15 protein-coding genes and 1 other RNA gene are annotated in these 16,775 nt (G+C 37.0%); 8 read left to right on the forward strand and 8 right to left on the reverse strand.

The window, feature by feature from the left end:
* Positions 1–14: 14 nt before the first annotated feature.
* The 3 genes from IAE51_RS02955 to IAE51_RS02965 all read right to left on the reverse strand — a co-directional run bounded on the left by IAE51_RS02955 (position 15) and on the right by IAE51_RS02965 (position 3,409).
* The gene (locus IAE51_RS02955; protein WP_010905537.1) at positions 15–1,526 is read right to left on the reverse strand and encodes a flotillin family protein; all 1,512 of its coding nucleotides are present in this window, start codon (positions 1,524–1,526) and stop codon (positions 15–17) included.
* 60 nt (positions 1,527–1,586) lie between these two features.
* Positions 1,587–1,931, reverse strand: a complete 345-nt coding sequence (locus IAE51_RS02960; protein WP_058211471.1) for a hypothetical protein — start codon at positions 1,929–1,931, stop codon at positions 1,587–1,589.
* Positions 1,932–2,020: 89 nt separating this feature from the next.
* Positions 2,021–3,409: a Cof-type HAD-IIB family hydrolase gene (locus IAE51_RS02965; RefSeq protein WP_012897434.1), complete on the reverse strand. Its 1,389-nt coding sequence runs from the start codon at positions 3,407–3,409 to the stop codon at positions 2,021–2,023.
* A 194-nt stretch (positions 3,410–3,603) separates the two neighbouring features.
* On the opposite strand from IAE51_RS02965, the gene IAE51_RS02970 reads away from it, so the two are divergent.
* The gene (locus tag IAE51_RS02970; protein ID WP_026138879.1) at positions 3,604–4,572 is read left to right on the forward strand and encodes an asparaginase; all 969 of its coding nucleotides are present in this window, start codon (positions 3,604–3,606) and stop codon (positions 4,570–4,572) included.
* A 128-nt stretch (positions 4,573–4,700) separates the two neighbouring features.
* On the opposite strand, the gene IAE51_RS02975 is transcribed toward IAE51_RS02970, so the two are convergent.
* The 3 genes from IAE51_RS02975 to IAE51_RS02985 are packed head-to-tail and all read right to left on the reverse strand — an operon-like array spanning position 4,701 to position 7,511.
* The gene (locus IAE51_RS02975; RefSeq protein WP_200094704.1) at positions 4,701–5,624 is read right to left on the reverse strand and encodes a bifunctional oligoribonuclease/PAP phosphatase NrnA; all 924 of its coding nucleotides are present in this window, start codon (positions 5,622–5,624) and stop codon (positions 4,701–4,703) included.
* An 18-nt stretch (positions 5,625–5,642) separates the two neighbouring features.
* On the reverse strand, positions 5,643–6,923 hold the full coding sequence (locus IAE51_RS02980; protein WP_003132450.1) for a DRTGG domain-containing protein: 1,281 nt from the start codon (positions 6,921–6,923) through the stop codon (positions 5,643–5,645).
* Between the two features lie 6 nt (positions 6,924–6,929).
* Positions 6,930–7,511, reverse strand: coding sequence for a GNAT family N-acetyltransferase (locus tag IAE51_RS02985; RefSeq protein WP_033898772.1), 582 nt, complete (start codon positions 7,509–7,511; stop codon positions 6,930–6,932).
* A gap of 290 nt (positions 7,512–7,801) precedes the next feature.
* Here IAE51_RS02985 and IAE51_RS02990 point away from each other — a divergent pair, with 290 nt between their 5' ends.
* The 7 genes from IAE51_RS02990 to IAE51_RS03020 all read left to right on the forward strand — a co-directional run bounded on the left by IAE51_RS02990 (position 7,802) and on the right by IAE51_RS03020 (position 16,082).
* Complete coding sequence (locus IAE51_RS02990) at positions 7,802–8,941, forward strand: isochorismate synthase (RefSeq protein ID WP_233611019.1); 1,140 nt, start codon at positions 7,802–7,804, stop codon at positions 8,939–8,941.
* 52 nt (positions 8,942–8,993) lie between these two features.
* Entirely contained in the window at positions 8,994–10,676 is a 1,683-nt protein-coding gene (menD, locus tag IAE51_RS02995; RefSeq protein ID WP_200094706.1) for a 2-succinyl-5-enolpyruvyl-6-hydroxy-3-cyclohexene-1-carboxylic-acid synthase, read from the forward strand.
* Positions 10,666–11,481, forward strand: coding sequence for a 2-succinyl-6-hydroxy-2,4-cyclohexadiene-1-carboxylate synthase (gene menH / locus IAE51_RS03000; RefSeq protein ID WP_200094708.1), 816 nt, complete (start codon positions 10,666–10,668; stop codon positions 11,479–11,481). The genes menD and menH overlap by 11 nt, the downstream gene beginning before the upstream one ends.
* Positions 11,482–11,867: 386 nt before the next feature.
* Positions 11,868–12,710 carry a 1,4-dihydroxy-2-naphthoyl-CoA synthase gene (gene menB / locus IAE51_RS03005; protein ID WP_003132444.1) on the forward strand — a complete coding sequence of 281 codons (843 nt, stop codon included), beginning with the start codon at positions 11,868–11,870 and terminating at the stop codon, positions 12,708–12,710.
* 126 nt (positions 12,711–12,836) lie between these two features.
* On the forward strand, positions 12,837–14,192 hold the full coding sequence (gene menE, locus IAE51_RS03010; protein WP_200094710.1) for an o-succinylbenzoate--CoA ligase: 1,356 nt from the start codon (positions 12,837–12,839) through the stop codon (positions 14,190–14,192).
* Entirely contained in the window at positions 14,189–15,301 is a 1,113-nt protein-coding gene (gene menC, locus IAE51_RS03015) for an o-succinylbenzoate synthase (RefSeq protein ID WP_017864296.1), read from the forward strand. The genes menE and menC overlap by 4 nt, the downstream gene beginning before the upstream one ends.
* 370 nt (positions 15,302–15,671) lie before the next feature.
* Positions 15,672–16,082, forward strand: a complete 411-nt coding sequence (locus IAE51_RS03020; protein ID WP_058211475.1) for a PaaI family thioesterase — start codon at positions 15,672–15,674, stop codon at positions 16,080–16,082.
* Positions 16,083–16,114: 32 nt separating this feature from the next.
* Here IAE51_RS03020 and IAE51_RS03025 read toward each other — a convergent pair whose 3' ends face one another.
* Both IAE51_RS03025 and ffs read right to left on the reverse strand, forming a co-directional pair.
* Positions 16,115–16,639, reverse strand: a complete 525-nt coding sequence (locus IAE51_RS03025) for a hypothetical protein (protein WP_058211476.1) — start codon at positions 16,637–16,639, stop codon at positions 16,115–16,117.
* A gap of 50 nt (positions 16,640–16,689) precedes the next feature.
* Positions 16,690–16,775, reverse strand: an RNA gene (gene ffs / locus IAE51_RS03030) — signal recognition particle sRNA small type.

The following is a 16,775-nucleotide window of genomic DNA, read 5'->3' on the forward strand; positions in this document are numbered from 1 at the left end:
CTAAGAGCTGTTTTTTATTCTTCTATTTTTTCGACTTTTTCAAGTGTCTCATTGGAATTACCACGACTGCTAAAATTATTTAATAAGTCAGGGACGTCAATTCCCATTGTTCCTAAGACATCAAGGCCTTGTTTAAGGCTTTCTTGTGACATTCCGAGAATTTTTGACGAGCCTTCTCCACCATAAATATTAATAGAATCAACAGCTTGAAGATTACTTGATACACTAGCAACAACTTCTGGCAGAATTTCAAGTGCCATGTTCAATTTAGCCGCATCATTCATTTTTTGCATTGCTTCGGCTTTTTTATCAATTGCTTCGGCTTCGGCAAGCCCTTTAAGGCGAATCGCTTCGGCTTCAGCTTTACCAGTTGCTTCAATAGCTGTAGCTTCGGCCATTGCTGTTACTTCACGTTGTTTAGCAGTGGCTTTGGCTGTAGCTTCAATAGCGGCTGCTTCAGCCTGTGCTCTCACTTCGCGTTCACGCGCATCGGCTTCGGCTTTAGCAATTTGTGCAGCCTTGGCAGCTTCAGCAGCTTTTACGACATTGGCTTCATTTTCTTGTGCTTTACGGAGAACTTCTTGGGTTTCTAAGTCAGTTTCTCTTTGCTTTTTAATCAATTCAACTTGCATTTCAGCTTCAGTTGTTTCTTTTTTAGAAATTGCTTCTTGAATCGCGTAAGCTTGGTCAGCAGAGGCTTGGGCTTGGTCAGCTTGAGCTTTTGCTTCAGCAGCAGCAATTGATTGTTCTTGCTCATAGTGAGCTAAACTGATTGCTTTTTCCTTTTGGGCATTGGCAACTTGAGTTGCGGCAAGTGCTTCAGCTTTTTGGGCATCTTGATCAGCCGCTGCTTTTTGAATACGTGTTTCCTTGTCGGCATTTGCAACAGCAATCGCTGCTTCTTGTTGAACACGCGCTACTTCTTTAGCACCTAATGCTTTGATGTAGTTTTGGTCATCACGAATGTCATTAATAACGAATGAAACGATTGAAAGTCCCATTTTTGAGAGGTCAGTCCCTGCTTGACCTTGAACTTCAGCTGAAAACTTATTACGGTCTTCGATTAGTTCAGATACTGTCATTGTTCCAACAATCGCCCGAAGATGTCCACGAAGCACTTGGTCAGCCATTGCGTCACGTTGTTCATCTCTTTTACCTAAAAATTGCTCAGCAGCTGTCGCAATATCTTGCAAAGTAGAACCTACTTTAATCATAGCTGTGGCTTCAACCGTTACTGGAATTTTATCTTTCGAGAGAACTTTTTCCGTTTTAATATCGATTGCAGCAGATTGTAAGCTGAGGTATCTCGCATTTTGGAAGATTGGTAAAACAAAGGTACCAGAACCACGAACCACTTTTAATCGATTCCCTTGTGAGTCTTTATTGACACCTTTTGAACCTAGGCCTGAACCATAAACGATAAGGGCCGCTTGAGGTCCTGATTTTTTGTAGTTTGCAGCGATAATTCCTAATAGAATTAAGATGATAACAATCACCACAATTGCCAAAATATAAAGTAGTGGCATAATGTCTCCTTTGTATAATAAATTTTTATTTATTTGAGCAATTTTTTAGGTTCTCTATTGCTAATAAATCGTTTGTTGATAAGGAAGAACGTAAGCAATTCCTGCCTTACTCTCAATAATCAGAACTTGTGCTCCTGATTCAATTTGCTCGATATTATCCTTATTTGGTAGATAAATTTTTGCAGGCATTGTTTTACGTGATTCATTGACAAAGGTCGTCATAACTTCGCCAGTCGCCTCTTTTGAACTGATGGCTGTTGTCAAAATTCCTGTCAATAAATCTTTTTCATCCGCATTATACTTTTGATCTGACATTTTGTTAAAAAATGCCATTCCTGGGAGTAATAAGATTGTTAAAAAGATGATGAGTACAATGATAATCAAAGTAATGATAATAAATAGCATCCCTTATTCTCCTTGAAAGCCTTTTGTTACGCTTTCTTAATATTATACCATTTTATGAAGAAGCTTATCAGTAAAAAATTGTTATTTTCTTATTTATTCTCATGTTTTTTAGCGGCTACTCTTTTTTGTCGTTCTAGTTCTTTTTTTATTTTTCCTTCTGGAGCAAATTTTTCTTCCCAATCTTCTGGTTTTAAGACTTTGTGTGTAATCGGGTCAAAGTGTGGACGTCCATCTGGAAAAATTTTCCCCATATTTGCTCGATGAACAGCATTGAAAATTTCATAAGGGTCAATTCCTGAAAGGACAAGCGAGCCATAAGTGAAATAGAGCAAATCAATCATAGCATCTACTTGGCCAGTCAAGCTGTCTTCATTATGCTCTTTTAAAGTCACTTTATTTGCTGCCTTATCGACGGCTTGATGTAAATTATTCACAAGTTCTGTAAATTTCTCTTGGTTACCGTCAGCAGAGGCGTAAAGAAATTCGACAATTTCTTCGACTTTGAAATCAGCCCGGAAACTTGCTTCTGTTGGTGAAAAGGCTTTAGGAATTTCTTGTGTTTTTCCGTCCATTAATCGGTGGAAATCTTTTACTTTATTGAAGTTTTGGTCTTTAGAAACAAAGTCTTTTTCAACAGAATAATGAATTAAGCCATAGTAAGCTAATGCTTTGGCGATTCCATCTTGATTATTGGTATCTGTAATATAAGTCGCAATCTTTTTCACTTCTGGTACAGCATTGCCCATCGCAATCCCATAACCAACTCCAGAAATCATCGTCAAATCATTTTCCGAATCGCCAAAACACATGACTTGGTCTAAAGTAAAGCCATAGTGTTCTCCTAATCTTTGAATTCCTGGTAATTTTCCTCCTGATTTTGAAATTAAGTCAACAGAATAAGGATTGCTTCGTGTCACCAGTAATTCTGGAAATGCCTCCTGTAGGCGAGCCGTTTCGTTTCTTGTTGCAACCATCATCGCCTGATAAATTACTTCTTCTTCATTATCAGCTAAATTTGAATTTTGCGGTAAGACTCTGCGAATAATGTGTTTAAAACTGTTTCTTGCCACCCCGGAAGTACCTGAGGGCAAAACGCCTGACAAAAAACTGGCTAAACGTGTCTCGCCAAATTTTAAAAGGCCAGAGCCATTTACACCGTGGGCTGTTCCCAAAGAGATGTCAGAATGGTTTTCAGTGGCATAATTTATCAGGTTTTTTAAGGATTTTTGTTCTAAAGGATTTTGGAAAATCACTTCTTTTGGTGTGAAAATATACTGACCGTTGTAACTTACAGCAAAGTCTAAATCTAAATCTTCTAATAATGGCATGACAAAAGCTGGGCCTCGCCCGGTGGCAATCCCGACAAAAATATCTTTTTGACGTAGCTCTTGTATTGCTTTACGAGTACTTGTTGCTACTCCTCGTGTTGAAGTAAACAGGGTTCCATCTAAATCAAAAAATACTGCTTTTATATCCATCTCTCAAATCTTTTCTAGCTTTGGCAAAGCTTTCATTTATTAACTAAATTATACAGTAATTTTAATTCTATTTCATTTATTAGTTATTTTTTTCTGGACTAAATTTTGATATAATGCTAATGCTGGCTTTTATTCGGAGTCTTTAAATTTAAATATTTAATTATTGTTTATTATAGATAGATAAGGAAATAATGATGAAAAAAATCTTAATTCTCCACACTGGTGGAACAATTTCGATGGCGGAAGATGAAAATGGTCATGTTTCCCCAAATGCAGTCAATCCAATGAATGCTGTGAGCATGCAGTTTGATGAAGTAAACTTAGTGACAGAGGATATTTTTAACTTACCTAGTCCACATGTCACTTTATCAGATATGTTGGTTTTGAAAAATCGAATCAAAACAGCTTTTATTGCTGAGGATTTTGATGGAGTGGTCATTACACATGGAACTGACACACTTGAAGAAACAGCTTTTTTCCTTGACACTACTCTTTCGCGTGGTAAACCAATTGTTTTAACTGGTGCCATGCGCTCAAGTAATGAATTAGGAACTGACGGAATTTATAATTTACTGACAGCTATTCGCGTCGCTGCTGACAGTAATTCAAGTGACCGTGGCGTACTTGTTGTTATGAATGACGAGATTCATTCTGCTCGTTATGTCACTAAAACACACACGACTAATGTTTCAACTTTTCAAACACCTACACATGGTCCTGTCGGTTTACTGACAAAAAATAAAATTATTTATTTCCATAAAGATAGTGAAAATCAACATTTAGATGTTGCAACTGTTCATGGAAAAGTGCCAATTGTCAAAGCATTTGCTGGGATGACTGGGGAAATTTTAGATTTACTCAATTTGGAACAACTAGACGGTCTTGTCATTGAAGCATTAGGTGCGGGAAATCTCCCACCTATTGCTAGTCAATCGCTTCAAAGATTACTAGATGCTAAGGTTCCTGTCGTTCTTGTTTCTCGTTGTTTTAACGGAATTGCTGAACCTGTCTATTCCTATCAAGGCGGTGGTTCACAACTTTATGAAGCAGGCGTGATGTTTGCTGATGAAGTCAATTCTCAAAAAGCGCGTATTAAATTGATTATTGCATTGAATGCTGGCTTGAAAGATTTATCAGAATTACGACCTTTCTTGGAGAATTAAAAAAAATTACTGACAAAAAAGAATCATCAGCTGACTGATGATTCTTTCTTTTACTGATTTAAAGCTCATTAATCAATCGCTACTGACAGAATTATCAGCTGACTGAGAAATTATTTTCGTCAGTAAATTTATTTTAAATTATCTTGTAATTCTTGCCAAATTTGTTGATTTTCTTCTAAAGAATAAGAATTAGCTCCGGAAGCTAGTGCATGGCCTCCGCCATCATGTCTTTTAGCAATTTCATTAATTGGCTTTACTTTTGAACGCATTCTTACTCGGAAATGTCCATCGGCTTGTTCCACAAATATTGCCCAAGATTCAATTCCTCGAATATTTCCTGGTGTAGAAACAATACTTGAAGTTTCTGCGTCACGTAAATCAAATTTTTTCAAAATTTCTTGAGTTAATAAAACACGTGCAGCTCCTTTTTCTGAAACTTCCATATTTTCATAAACAAATCCTTGTAAGCGAGCAACTTTCATATCAAATGACGACATTTCTCGTCCTAAAGCTGGACGGTCAAATGGAAATTCTGCTAATTTTGAAGCTACTTTTAAGGTATTCGGCGAAGTGGCTGGATACAAGAAACGTCCAGTATCTCCAATAATTCCCGCATAAAGGAGGCGGGCGGCTTCTGCATTCAATTTAAGACCTGTTTCAAAGGCAAAATCGGCAACAATTTCTGATGCTGAGCTACGTTCAGGCTCCACTAGCAACAAATCTCCATAAGCATCATCATTTGGATGGTGGTCAATTTTAATTAGAAAATCAGCATTTTTGTAGCGGTCATCGTCAATTCGTGGTGTATTTGCTGTGTCACAAACAATAGAAAGATATTTTTCATCTTCTCTAAGTTCAACCAAATCCATTTCAGCTAAATAGGTTAAGGTTGGTTCGTCATAACCAACTGCATAAATTCTTTTTTCGGGGAAATTTTCTCTCAGAATTGCTCGGAGTCCTGCTTGAGAACCAAGGGCGTCTGGGTCTGGATTTTTATGTCTGTGAATGAGAATAAGCTCATAGGCTTTTATTTTTTCTAAAATTTCGTTCATTTTTTCCTCTTTTATTTTTTATGTTAATTGTACATTGACTAGAACTTTAGCTACGATGTTATTGACATGATAAATTTCACAATCAACCATTGCACCAATTCGTGTTTCTCCAATCACCTTTGGATAAATCTCTAGCACATTGTCAATAGCGGCGGCTCCCATCATATGCATATTTAATGCTTCAATGATGATATTCCGTCGTCTTTTTTTGGCAAAAACACGTTGAACAACTTGCGTAATAAGTTCTGCAAAAACACCATTAGCAATTGTTCCCACGCTATTTATCATAAATGGTTCGACCGTCACGGTGTAGGCTGAGCCTTTTTCTACCAAAGAATTAGCAATATTATCACTGAAAGTGTGAGCCACCTGACTTTCTTCCTGTGCTTTTTGTAAGCTTTGGAGAAGGTCTGATTTAGTAATAATTCCTGCGTAAGTATAATTTTCGTAAACGACAGGCATCATATCATAGCCTTCATAAATCATCTTTTGTGAAACGCTCGCCACTGTCATACTCGCTCTTGCAACATTAGCTCTTGTCATTACTTTATTGAGCGGAGTATCGTTTTTCTTATTTGTAACATCCCGCATGGCAACTACACCCACAACAACATTGTAAGTGTTGACGACGGCAAAACGACTGTCATTCGTTTTTTTAACTAAATCTAAAAAATCTTTGACTGTATCTTCTTCCCGTAAGGTTGCCCTTTTTTGATGAAAGACATCTCCGACCGTAATAATATCTTTTTTGATGAGTTCATTGGCCAAAGCGTGACTGATACGATTGGCAACGGTAAAGGTATCATAGGATGTCCGTAAAAGAGGAATTCCTAATTGATTAGCATAGTTGACAACTTCTTGGTCCACGTCAAAGCCCCCAGTAACTAAAACAGCATTCTGCTCTCTGAGGGCTAGATTTTGAATCTCTTTTCGGTCACCAACGATAACTAGACCATTGGGCGAGAGGTAGCGCTTGAAGGATTCTCTTTGCATGGCTGAAATGACAAATTTGCTGAATTCGACTTCTAATCCAGCAAGCCCACCTAAAACATCAGCATTAGCTATTTCTGCAAGTTTACCAAAGGTTAATCGATTGGCTACTTTTTGTCCTTTAACTGCCACTCTAACGGTTCCAGAACGGTCATTTACGGCTACCAAACCTAGTATTTCTGCTTCTTTGATTGCGCGATATGCCGTTCCATCAGCGACTTTCATTCGATTGGCAATCCCACGTACACTGACTTGTTTACCAATTTCCAAACCTTCAATATAATTTAATATTTCTTCGTGCTTTGACATAAAACTTCAAATTTCCCCAATCTCTGAATTTTCTTGATAAATTTCATCGTCACTTTTTCCAAGTTCATATTGTTCAAAATCTCTAATTTTTTTGCTGTATTGATTCGTCCCTTTAAATTTTTTAACTAAGTGATAGCCTGATTTAAGGGCAACTTTTTTAGACGGAACATTTTCTTTATCAATCAATAAAATCAACTTTTTAAGTCCAAATTGTTCAAAAGAAAATTCTGTCAGTACTTTTAATGCTTCTGTCAGTAACCCTTGATTCCAATAATTTTGATTTAAAACATAACCAATTTCCGCAGACTGATTTTTATCAGAAATTTTCACAAAATGAATATCTCCAATCAGCCGATGTTCAGATTTCAACTCAATTGCCCATTTCCCTAAAGGACTTTTCATATAATCGTTAGCAATTGAAAAACGTGTTTCTGAAAGTGACAGATGCGGGGCAAAAACAAATTTTAGATTTTCAGGATTACCTGAATAGTCAAACATGTCCTCAGCGTCTTTTAAATCAAAGGGACGCAAAAGCAATCGCTTTGTTTCAATAATGCTAAACTCAGCTAATTTGACATAAATATTCATGGCACTCCTTTTTGAATGTTTTCATGATTTTAATTATATCATAGTTTTTAACACTAAATTTAATCATTAAGACCTGATAAAAATACAAGCCTATCTGTAAGTGCTAAAGCGCCAACAGCTACGCTTTGACGAAGCGAGTCTTCGCAACTACATCGCTGGCACGGCAGTGAAGATACGAACAATGAGCATTATATCAGAAAGTCTATGAAAAATGAATGAAGATTTGTAATTTTAGGGCTCATTATTCCTCTACTATGCTGAGCTATGTTATAATTTTTATGGTAGAAAAAATGAATTATATAAAAATCAATTTAAAATTAAATAACCCCTTAGCTTTCTGGGCAAACTTTTCAGAAAGTGAGCGTTTCTTTTGGTTTGACCCTCAAAAAGAAACTTTTGTTATTGGCTGTGAGCGTTTGAAAGCCATTGACCTTGAACATGATAAGTTTTCTGACTATCCCTATCTCTTTCATAGTCAGACTTTTTTTGATGACATTAAAGGAGAACTTTGGGAAAATTTCGGTGGCGAAACCATTGCTTTTAAACATTATTTCGTTGTCAATAAGGAAAATTCTTACACCCTCACTTGTGATAGCCCACGAGAAATTCCTGAAATCACTATTCCAAAACTTAAGCATCAACTCACTGAAAAAGCTTCTGATTTTTCGGCTTGGCAAGAACTTTTTTATGCCATTCAAAAAAATTTTGCTGACGGAAAGAGTCGAAAAATTGTCGCTTCAAGAGAACTTGAATTTACAAGTCAAACCTCTTTTGAACTCGAAAGTATCATCCAAAATTTATTAGATAATAATCCAAATGCTTTTATTTTTGCTTATCAAAAAGGAAAAAGAATTTTCCTTGGAGCATCGCCCGAAATTTTAGTTCAAAAAGAAAATGACCAACTCCTTAGTTATGCCTTAGCTGGAACTTTTCCAAAAACAATGGAAAATGCGGGGCAAAAATTGCTGACAGACCCCAAAAATCTTTTAGAGCATGATATTGTTGTCCAAAAAATAAAAAGAAATCTGCTTGAAAAAGCCGAGACAGTTAAGGTTGGAACAACCGAATTAATGGAGTTGAAAAATGTTTATCATCTTCGGACAATTTTAAGTGCTAAAAATTCTGAGCTTTCACTTATTGATTGGACAAAACAGCTTCACCCAACGCCTGCTCTTGGAGGAGAGCCTCGTCATGAGGCCCTCGAATTCCTCAGAAAGCATGAAAATCATGAGCGAGGACTATATGCTGCACCTCTTGGCTTAATTGACAGCAAAGGAAATGGCACAATGATTGTCGGGATTCGTTCGGCTTTGATTGTGGACAAGAAACTTTATGCTTATGCAGGGTGTGGAATTATCCCTTCTTCCGATGCTTTAGAAGAATTTAGAGAAACCAAGGTAAAATTAAAAACCATTTTAGAAGCTTTGTAACTTTTTAAAATATTTTACGATTTTAATTTTTAAATTAGAAATGGAGATAGTCATGACCAATGAATATTTAGCTCCCTTTGTTGATGAACTTTTCAATTTAGGGGTACGTGAAGCTGTTTTTAGTCCAGGTTCACGTTCAACGGCTTTAGCCATGCTCTTTGAGGAATACAAAAAATACGATACTTATGTCAACATTGATGAACGTTCGGCTGCTTTTTTTGCTCTGGGAATTGCTAAAGCGAAAAAACGTCCTGTTGTTTTAGTTTGTACTTCAGGTTCTGCTGCGGCTCATCATTTCCCAGCTGTCCTTGAAGCAAAAATGAGTCGAGTTCCCCTTATTATTTTAACGGCGGACAGACCGGCTGAGCTTCAATTCGTTGGAGCTCCTCAAACAGTCGACCAGACCAGATTTTTTGGAAATTTTGTTAATCATTTTGAAAATCTTGAAGCTCCACATATTCAAACCCAGTCTCAGACAGAAAACTTTTGGACCTATCCACGTAAAGTCGCACAACGAGCTGTCTTATCAGCTATTTCCCCTCTTTCGGGTCCTGTGCAAATCAATATTCCCTTGCGTGATCCTTTAGTTCCAGAATTAAAAAGTGAAAATTATGAAAAAGGACGTTCTAAACATGCCTTTAAATTCTATAAGGGACAAGCACAAGTAATACTTCCATTTGATGAAACATTGCTTTCTGGAAAAACATTAATTTTAGCCGGTGCCAATTTTGACAAAGATTATTCTGAATCACTTTTAAAACTTGCGGAACAATTAAAAGCTCCAATTTTAGCGGATCCACTTTCTAATCTGCGTAATCACAATCATCCTTTGGTCATAGACTCTTATGATGCTTTTTTAGCAAATAATGATTTAAAAACTCAATTAAAAGCGGATGCTATTCTACTTTTTGGACAAATGCCTGTTTCTAAACGTTTGCAACAATTCGTTGTTTTCAATAACGAAGCTGAATTTATTCAAGTTGACCCTGCTCTTGATTATCGCAACCCTAGTTTGACAACGGCAACGATGGTTCAGTCTGATGTTCTCCCTTTTGCTTCTTCAATTAAAAAAGTAAATTCTGATAGTTCTTATTTGGAAAAATGGCAAAATGCTCAAGAAAAAATGCGCCAACTTCTTGAAAAAGTGACTTATGAAGAAAGTCCTTTTGAAGGACGTTATGTCCAAGAACTACAAAAACATTTGGAAGCACTGGATGCTCAACTTCTTGTTTCAAATAGTATGGAAATCAGAGATATTGACTATTGGTGGAAAAAAGCGGATGCCAAAGTTAGAATTCTAGGAAATCGTGGTGTGAATGGCATTGACGGGACTGAATCAACTGCACTCGGAATTGCTACAACGGGTAAACCGACGGTTTTATTGACTGGGGATTTGTCAATGCTACACGATTTAAATGGTTTAATTGTCGGTAAAACACATGAACTTAATCTAACTATTGTGCTATTTAATAATGACGGTGGTGGGATTTTTCATCATTTAGCTCAAAAAGGCGTACCGAATTTTGATTATCTTTTTTCAACTCCTCATGGTTTAAATTTTGCTGGACTGGCTGAGTTGACTGGTTTAGATTATCATTTGATCAGTGGCTATGCTGATTTTGGTCAGCAATTTGAAGCTTCTCTTCATCAATCTGGCATTCATCTTTTGGAAATTAAAACGGATAAAGATTTAAGTCTTGCTTTACATCAAAAATATACAACTTATGAAAATTGATAAAAAAATAATTACTATTGATGGTTTTGATTATGCTGTCCGTATTTGGGGGACTGGAGAGGTCCTATTTGCACTGCATGGTTTTTCTGAAAGTTCTAATACCTGGCGAAATCTTCATTTGGCCGGCTACAAAATTGTTGCTATCGATTTGTTAGGTCACGGTTCATCAGCAAAACCAAAGGAACTTGACCCTTATAAACTTGAGGCGATTTTGAAAAATCTGCACTTGCTTTTTGCACAATTTACTGACGGAAATGCTTTTTCACTTCTTGGCTATTCAATGGGCGGACGATTGGCGCTTCGTTATTGCCTTGCTTATCCGTCAGCTCCTGTTAAATATTTGATTTTAGAATCAACTGGTCCTGGGCTTTTATCTAGTGAAGACCGCAAAAAAAGACGACTGGCTGACGAAGAATTAGGACAGAAGATTTTGTTAAATGGGTCTGCTTGGTTTGCTGACTTTTGGGCTAATATTTCACTTTTTGAATCACAAAAAAAGCTGTCAGTAAAAATTCAACAGGAAATTTGGGAAAGCCGTGCAAGCAATTCACCCTTAGCTCTTGCCCAAACTTTGAATGGAACAGGTCAAGGCCAGCTTTTCTATGTTGGCGATAAAATTTCTTTAATAAAATCCAACATTCTCTATCTATCTGGTGATTTAGACGAAAAATATTCAAAAATTGCTAAAGAAATTTTTGCTCCAAATCCGAATGTCACTTGGATTTCTGTTGCTGCTTCTGGTCATAATATTCATCTAGAAAATCCGGTCACCTATCAAAAAATACTAGAGGAATTTTTACCTTAGTCAAAATGCTTTATGATATAATTGAAAGGTAATGCCTATATCACTTCTGTCAGTAAAACTGATGAATTAGTTTTACTGACAGAAATAAATACAATAAAAATAATTTTTCTAAGTGGACTTATGAAAGTTAATGAAAATAATAGAACTTCATAACTTCTAAACACTCAACGACAATCTGACATCAAAGATATCAGTTTGTTGCTGACCCTGAAGTCTAAGCGCTAAAGCGTAAAGACCCTAGGGCCCCTCACATCTTAATTTTAATTGAGTTCGGACTCGCAGAAGTTGATGAAAATAGATAAAATGGAACTTGGGCTATGCCCAGAACCGCATTTTTCTAATTTTCACAACTTCTAGCGCTCGTCCTCACATCTTAAAGGAGAATCATGTCAAAATTTAACTGGGTTGCTCTCAACCGTAACTACGAAGATATTATTTATGAAACTTATGATGGAATTGCTAAAATTACCATCAATCGTCCTGAAGTCCGCAATGCCTTCCGTCCCAAAACTGTCGTTGAAATGATTGATGCTTTTAGCGTCGCTCGTGATGATACCAATGTCGGCGTGATTATTTTGACCGGTGCAAATCATGGAAAAGGTGAAGATAAAGAAGCCTTTTGTTCTGGTGGAGACCAAAAAGTACGTGGAAATGGTGGATATGTTGGTGAAGACCAAATTCCTCGTTTGAACGTTTTAGATTTGCAACATTTGATTCGGATTACACCAAAACCTGTCATTGCTATGGTGAATGGTTTTGCCATTGGTGGAGGTCACGTGTTACATATCGTTTGTGATTTGACTATCGCTTCTGAAAACGCAAAATTTGGGCAAACTGGTCCACGTGTTGGTTCTTTTGATGCTGGTTATGGTGCTGGTTTACTTGCCGCTATGGTTGGGCAAAAGAAAGCACGTGAAATATGGTTCCTCTGCCGTCAATATACTGCCCAAGAAGCAATGGACATGGGAATGGTTAATACTGTTGTTCCATTTGACCGTCTTGAAGAAGAAACCGTTCAATGGGCCCAAGAAATGCTTGCCCTCTCACCAATGGCGCTTCGTATGCTCAAAGGTTCAATGAATGCTGCAACTGACGGACTTGCTGGACTGCAACAATTTGCAGGAGATGCAACACTTATGTTCTATACGACGGATGAAGCCAAAGAAGGACGCGATGCTTTCAAAGAAAAACGCAAACCTGATTTTGACCAATTCCCAAAATTCCCATAAAAATTTCCAAAATTGCTGACAAAGCGTCTTTTTGACGCTTTTTGTGATTTAAAAGTTACTGACAGGATTTCTGTCAGTAAAAAATACACAGAAAGGAGAAAATCGAGTTCGCTCACATCTTAAAATATGAAATGGTTAAAAAAACAGGCGGAACTTTATCCCCAAAAACAATTTTTAAATGACTATACTTTTGCCCAAATCAATCAGGAAGTCAATAAGATGGCGGAACATTTGGCTCCTCTTATTGACAATCAATCACGGGTTGCGCTCCTTTCAGAAAACTCTGTTGAAATGGCAGTCGTTTTGTTTGCCTTGCTCGGTTTGTCAAAAGAAGTTCTTCTATTAAATACACACTTGACCGAATATGAACTAGCTGACCAAATCAAGGAACTCGAGATTGAGACAGTCTTCACATCGGATTCACTGACAGAAAAAATTACTGACAGTATTTCTTTTTCAGAAATTTGGACTAGTAACCCTTGCCCTGTAAGTCTGTCAGCAGATTTTCCTGATGAAAAAATTGCGGTCATCATGAACACTTCCGCTACTACCGGAAAATTTAAATCTGTCCCTATTACTTGGGGCATGATTTCAAATCACGTCAAAGCCTCAAAGGAAACGCTTGGCGCTTATGACAATGATAATTGGCTTGTCATCTTACCCATGTTTCATGTCTCTGGGCTTTCCATTATTATGCGTACTTTATATAATGCAACATCAGCGACCGTTGTTGATAAATTTGATGAAAACCAACTTCTTGAAATGATCAATTCTGGGAAAATCAACATGGTTTCACTCGTCCCAACCCTCCTTACAAGAATTGCTGACAAATTGCATAGCAATAACTTACGTTTAATTCTACTTGGTGGTGAATTTATTCCCCAACCTTTAATCAAAAAATGCCAAGAATTAGGTCTTCCTATTTACAAAACTTATGGAATGACTGAAAGTTTTTCACAATCTGTCACTTTTAATATTTTAGATTTCCCTGATAAAACAAGCGCTGTCGGGCGGCCTTTACCAGGTGTTGAAATTGAGATTCGTCAAGCTGACCTTGCTGGCGTTGGTGAAATTTGGTTAAAATCTCCGATGTTGATGAAAGCTTACCTAGGCCAAAAGCCTTACGGCACAGCTTTTGAAACAGGCGATATTGGTTATCTTGACGCGGACGGTTTTCTCTATCTGCTCAATCGCAGAAAAGATATCATTATTTCTGGCGGTGAAAATATTTACCCCAAAGAAATCGAAGATTTAGTTTATTCTCTTCCTGAAATCAAGGAATGTGCACTTGTTGCTAAGCCAGATGCCAAGTGGGGACAAGTGCCAATTCTCTTCGTTTCAGGCAATATTTCCCAAGAAAAATTAGAAAACTTTCTCACTGAAAAACTGGCAAAATACAAACGACCACAATCCATCACTTTCATGGATGAATTGCCCAAAAATGCTTCTGGAAAAATCTTGAGAAAAGAGCTTAAAGGATGATAATTGAAAAAATTACAATGTTTCATGTTCAACTCCCTATGAAATTTAATTTTAAGACCGCCAAAGGTTCCTTAAATCTCCGAGATACAATTATTATAAAAGTTGAAAGTCCTAACGGACTTTCGGGATTTGGTGAGGTTGTTGCTTTCACGACTCCTTTTTATACTTCAGAAACTTTTGCTGATTCTTGGAAAATCTTGGAAGAAACTTACCTGCCAGAAATTTTGCAAAAAGAATTCTCACACCCTTTTGAAATACATGAATTTTTTAGAAATCCCTTACCAATGGCACTGGCCGGACTAGAAAATGCACTTCTAGATTTGTATTTTAAAGAAAGAAATAAAAATTTGATTGCTGGACTTTTTCAAGAAAAATTAGCTGATAAAATCCCACGTGGTGCGGTGCTTGGACAAATGTCTGACGAGCAAACCATTAAGGAAATTGACCAACTTATTAACAGTGGCGTCAAAAGAATTAAATTAAAAATTAGTCCACAAATTGGGACTGATTTGATTAAAAAGCTGGTAAAAAGATATCCACAAATTACATTTGCTCTTGATGCCAATCGAAGTTTTCAACTGACAGACTGGCCAGTCATCAAAGAGCTAGACGAACTTGGTCTGGCTTGTATCGAAGAACCTTTTGATATCAAAGATTTATCCGAATTAAAATTACTGACAGAAAACTTCTTAACACCAATTTGCTTTGACGAATCCGTTCAAGATTTAGAAAGTCTAAAAATACTGACAGAACTTCCTTTTCAAACGATGCTCAATGTAAAAATAGGTCGTTTAGGTGGACTTTATCAAACGCAAAAAGCTATCGAATTTTGCAGACAGCATCAGATTGGCTTTTGGATTGGCAGTATGGTTGAGTCTGGTATCTCAAAAATACTCCATGTCCAACTCGCTGCGCTTTCTGGAAATGCTATGGCCGGTGATTTATCCGATTCTAAGCATTATTTTGACATAGACCTCATTCAACCAGAAATTGCATTCCCAAATGGCTGGATGACCGTCCCGACTGGAATTGGTATCGGTCTGTCAGTTAATGAAACGCTACTCAAAGGTTATACTGTAAATAAATTAATTATGACCTACTTTAGATGAACGAAAAAGAAAAAAACTGGAACCTCTACTTACAAGTAAATTTTACTTCGTAAATTTCATCCACAACCTTGAAGCTCTGCTTCAAGCAGAACCACTTTTTTCCTACATCCGCTCCGTTGTCTCTTTTGGCAATGTCGCTAGCTACGTTATCGGTTCCAGCTAAGTACTGTTCTTCGCTACGCTCGAATGTCCATGCTAAAGCGCAACGAGAATCGCAAGTACTTGCTGGCAGGGCAAGCGTCAGCCAAAAAGGCATTTTTCATCATTTCAAGACAGTCGGCGACAAACTGCTTGTTGCTATCCCCAAAGCTCGTGCACTAAAGTGCTAAGGCCCTAGGGCGGTCTCACATCTTATTAAGGAGATTTTCCAATGAACATGATTGACCAACTCAATATCACCAATTTTCAAGTTTTTACTGACGAGAATTCTGACAAGTCTGTCAGTAAAATTTATAAATTCTCAAGTAAAATGATTCTCAGTGATTTTCATGCTCAACCACACGGCTTTTTAAATGGAGGTGCAAGTCTTGCTCTCGCTGAAATCACAGCTGGTATGGCAAGTAATGCAATCGGCTCCGGTCAATATTTTGCCCTTGGTCAAAGCATTAACGCCAACCATCTCAATCCAAAAAAATGCGAAGGTTTCGTAAATGCCCGCGGTCTTCTCCTCAAAAATGGCAAACGCAACCATGTCTGGGAAATCAAAATCACTGACGAAAATGAAACGCTCATTTCTCAAATCACAGTGGTCAATGCTTTGGTACCACAAAAAAAACTCTGACAAATAGTCAGAGTTTTTTTAGACGGCGTAAGTTAACCATTTTCTCTTATAAAATAAACCTCAAATTCATCAGCAACCTTATCACTTCCTGAAGGAAGAATTCTCATTTTTACTTTATTTTTATTAATAACTTTATAACGGAAAAAAGCTTCTTCTCCTCTTTTATTAATATTTATTTTCACTGGTCGAAAACCATCTTTGTCGAGTTCATTCAATGGGCGATAAACAGAATTTTCTCTTACAAATTCCCCATCAATATTCCCTCGACCATTTTTCAATTCTCTAAATATCAACTCCACTTGTTCTTTACCATACTTAAAATGAGACTCATTATCCAAATTGGCTCGATAAAATTGTACCTTGAGCTCTTTAGACATTGGTAATCTTACATCTGAAATCCAAGCGCCATGCAAAAAATGAATTGAATCTTTTTTATTTTTCTTCTCATTTTGACTTTTAGTCAAACTCTGACAAGATTTAAAAATTACTAAAGGAATCAAAATTACCACTAAAACTAAAATTACCCATTTCACATTTTTCCAATTTTCATTTTTCATAAACTCCTCCTTTGTCATCTTTATAATGATACTTTACCATAAATAAGGATACAAAAAAAGAGCACATAAGCTCCATACTTAGTGCTGCTACCGTCAGGTCCTGACACGCTTCGTAAGAAACTTATTGCTCCGAAAA

Source organism: Lactococcus sp. S64 (assembly GCF_016516525.1).
In the GTDB taxonomy this organism is placed as follows: domain Bacteria; phylum Bacillota; class Bacilli; order Lactobacillales; family Streptococcaceae; genus Lactococcus; species Lactococcus lactis.

Coding starts and splice junctions, on each gene's coding strand:
- menE (WP_200094710.1), top strand. CDS start 12,837: ATGAAATGGTTAAAAAAACAGGCGGAACTTTATCCCCAAAAACAATTT.
- IAE51_RS02965 (WP_012897434.1), bottom strand. CDS start 3,409: ATGGATATAAAAGCAGTATTTTTTGATTTAGATGGAACCCTGTTTACT.
- IAE51_RS02975 (WP_200094704.1), bottom strand. CDS start 5,624: ATGAACGAAATTTTAGAAAAAATAAAAGCCTATGAGCTTATTCTCATT.
- IAE51_RS02960 (WP_058211471.1), bottom strand. CDS start 1,931: ATGCTATTTATTATCATTACTTTGATTATCATTGTACTCATCATCTTT.
- menC (WP_017864296.1), top strand. CDS start 14,189: ATGATAATTGAAAAAATTACAATGTTTCATGTTCAACTCCCTATGAAA.
- IAE51_RS02980 (WP_003132450.1), bottom strand. CDS start 6,923: ATGTCAAAGCACGAAGAAATATTAAATTATATTGAAGGTTTGGAAATT.
- IAE51_RS02990 (WP_233611019.1), top strand. CDS start 7,802: ATGAATTATATAAAAATCAATTTAAAATTAAATAACCCCTTAGCTTTC.
- menH (WP_200094708.1), top strand. CDS start 10,666: ATGAAAATTGATAAAAAAATAATTACTATTGATGGTTTTGATTATGCT.
- IAE51_RS03020 (WP_058211475.1), top strand. CDS start 15,672: ATGAACATGATTGACCAACTCAATATCACCAATTTTCAAGTTTTTACT.
- menD (WP_200094706.1), top strand. CDS start 8,994: ATGACCAATGAATATTTAGCTCCCTTTGTTGATGAACTTTTCAATTTA.
- IAE51_RS02955 (WP_010905537.1), bottom strand. CDS start 1,526: ATGCCACTACTTTATATTTTGGCAATTGTGGTGATTGTTATCATCTTA.
- IAE51_RS02970 (WP_026138879.1), top strand. CDS start 3,604: ATGAAAAAAATCTTAATTCTCCACACTGGTGGAACAATTTCGATGGCG.
- menB (WP_003132444.1), top strand. CDS start 11,868: ATGTCAAAATTTAACTGGGTTGCTCTCAACCGTAACTACGAAGATATT.
- IAE51_RS03025 (WP_058211476.1), bottom strand. CDS start 16,639: ATGAAAAATGAAAATTGGAAAAATGTGAAATGGGTAATTTTAGTTTTA.
- IAE51_RS02985 (WP_033898772.1), bottom strand. CDS start 7,511: ATGAATATTTATGTCAAATTAGCTGAGTTTAGCATTATTGAAACAAAG.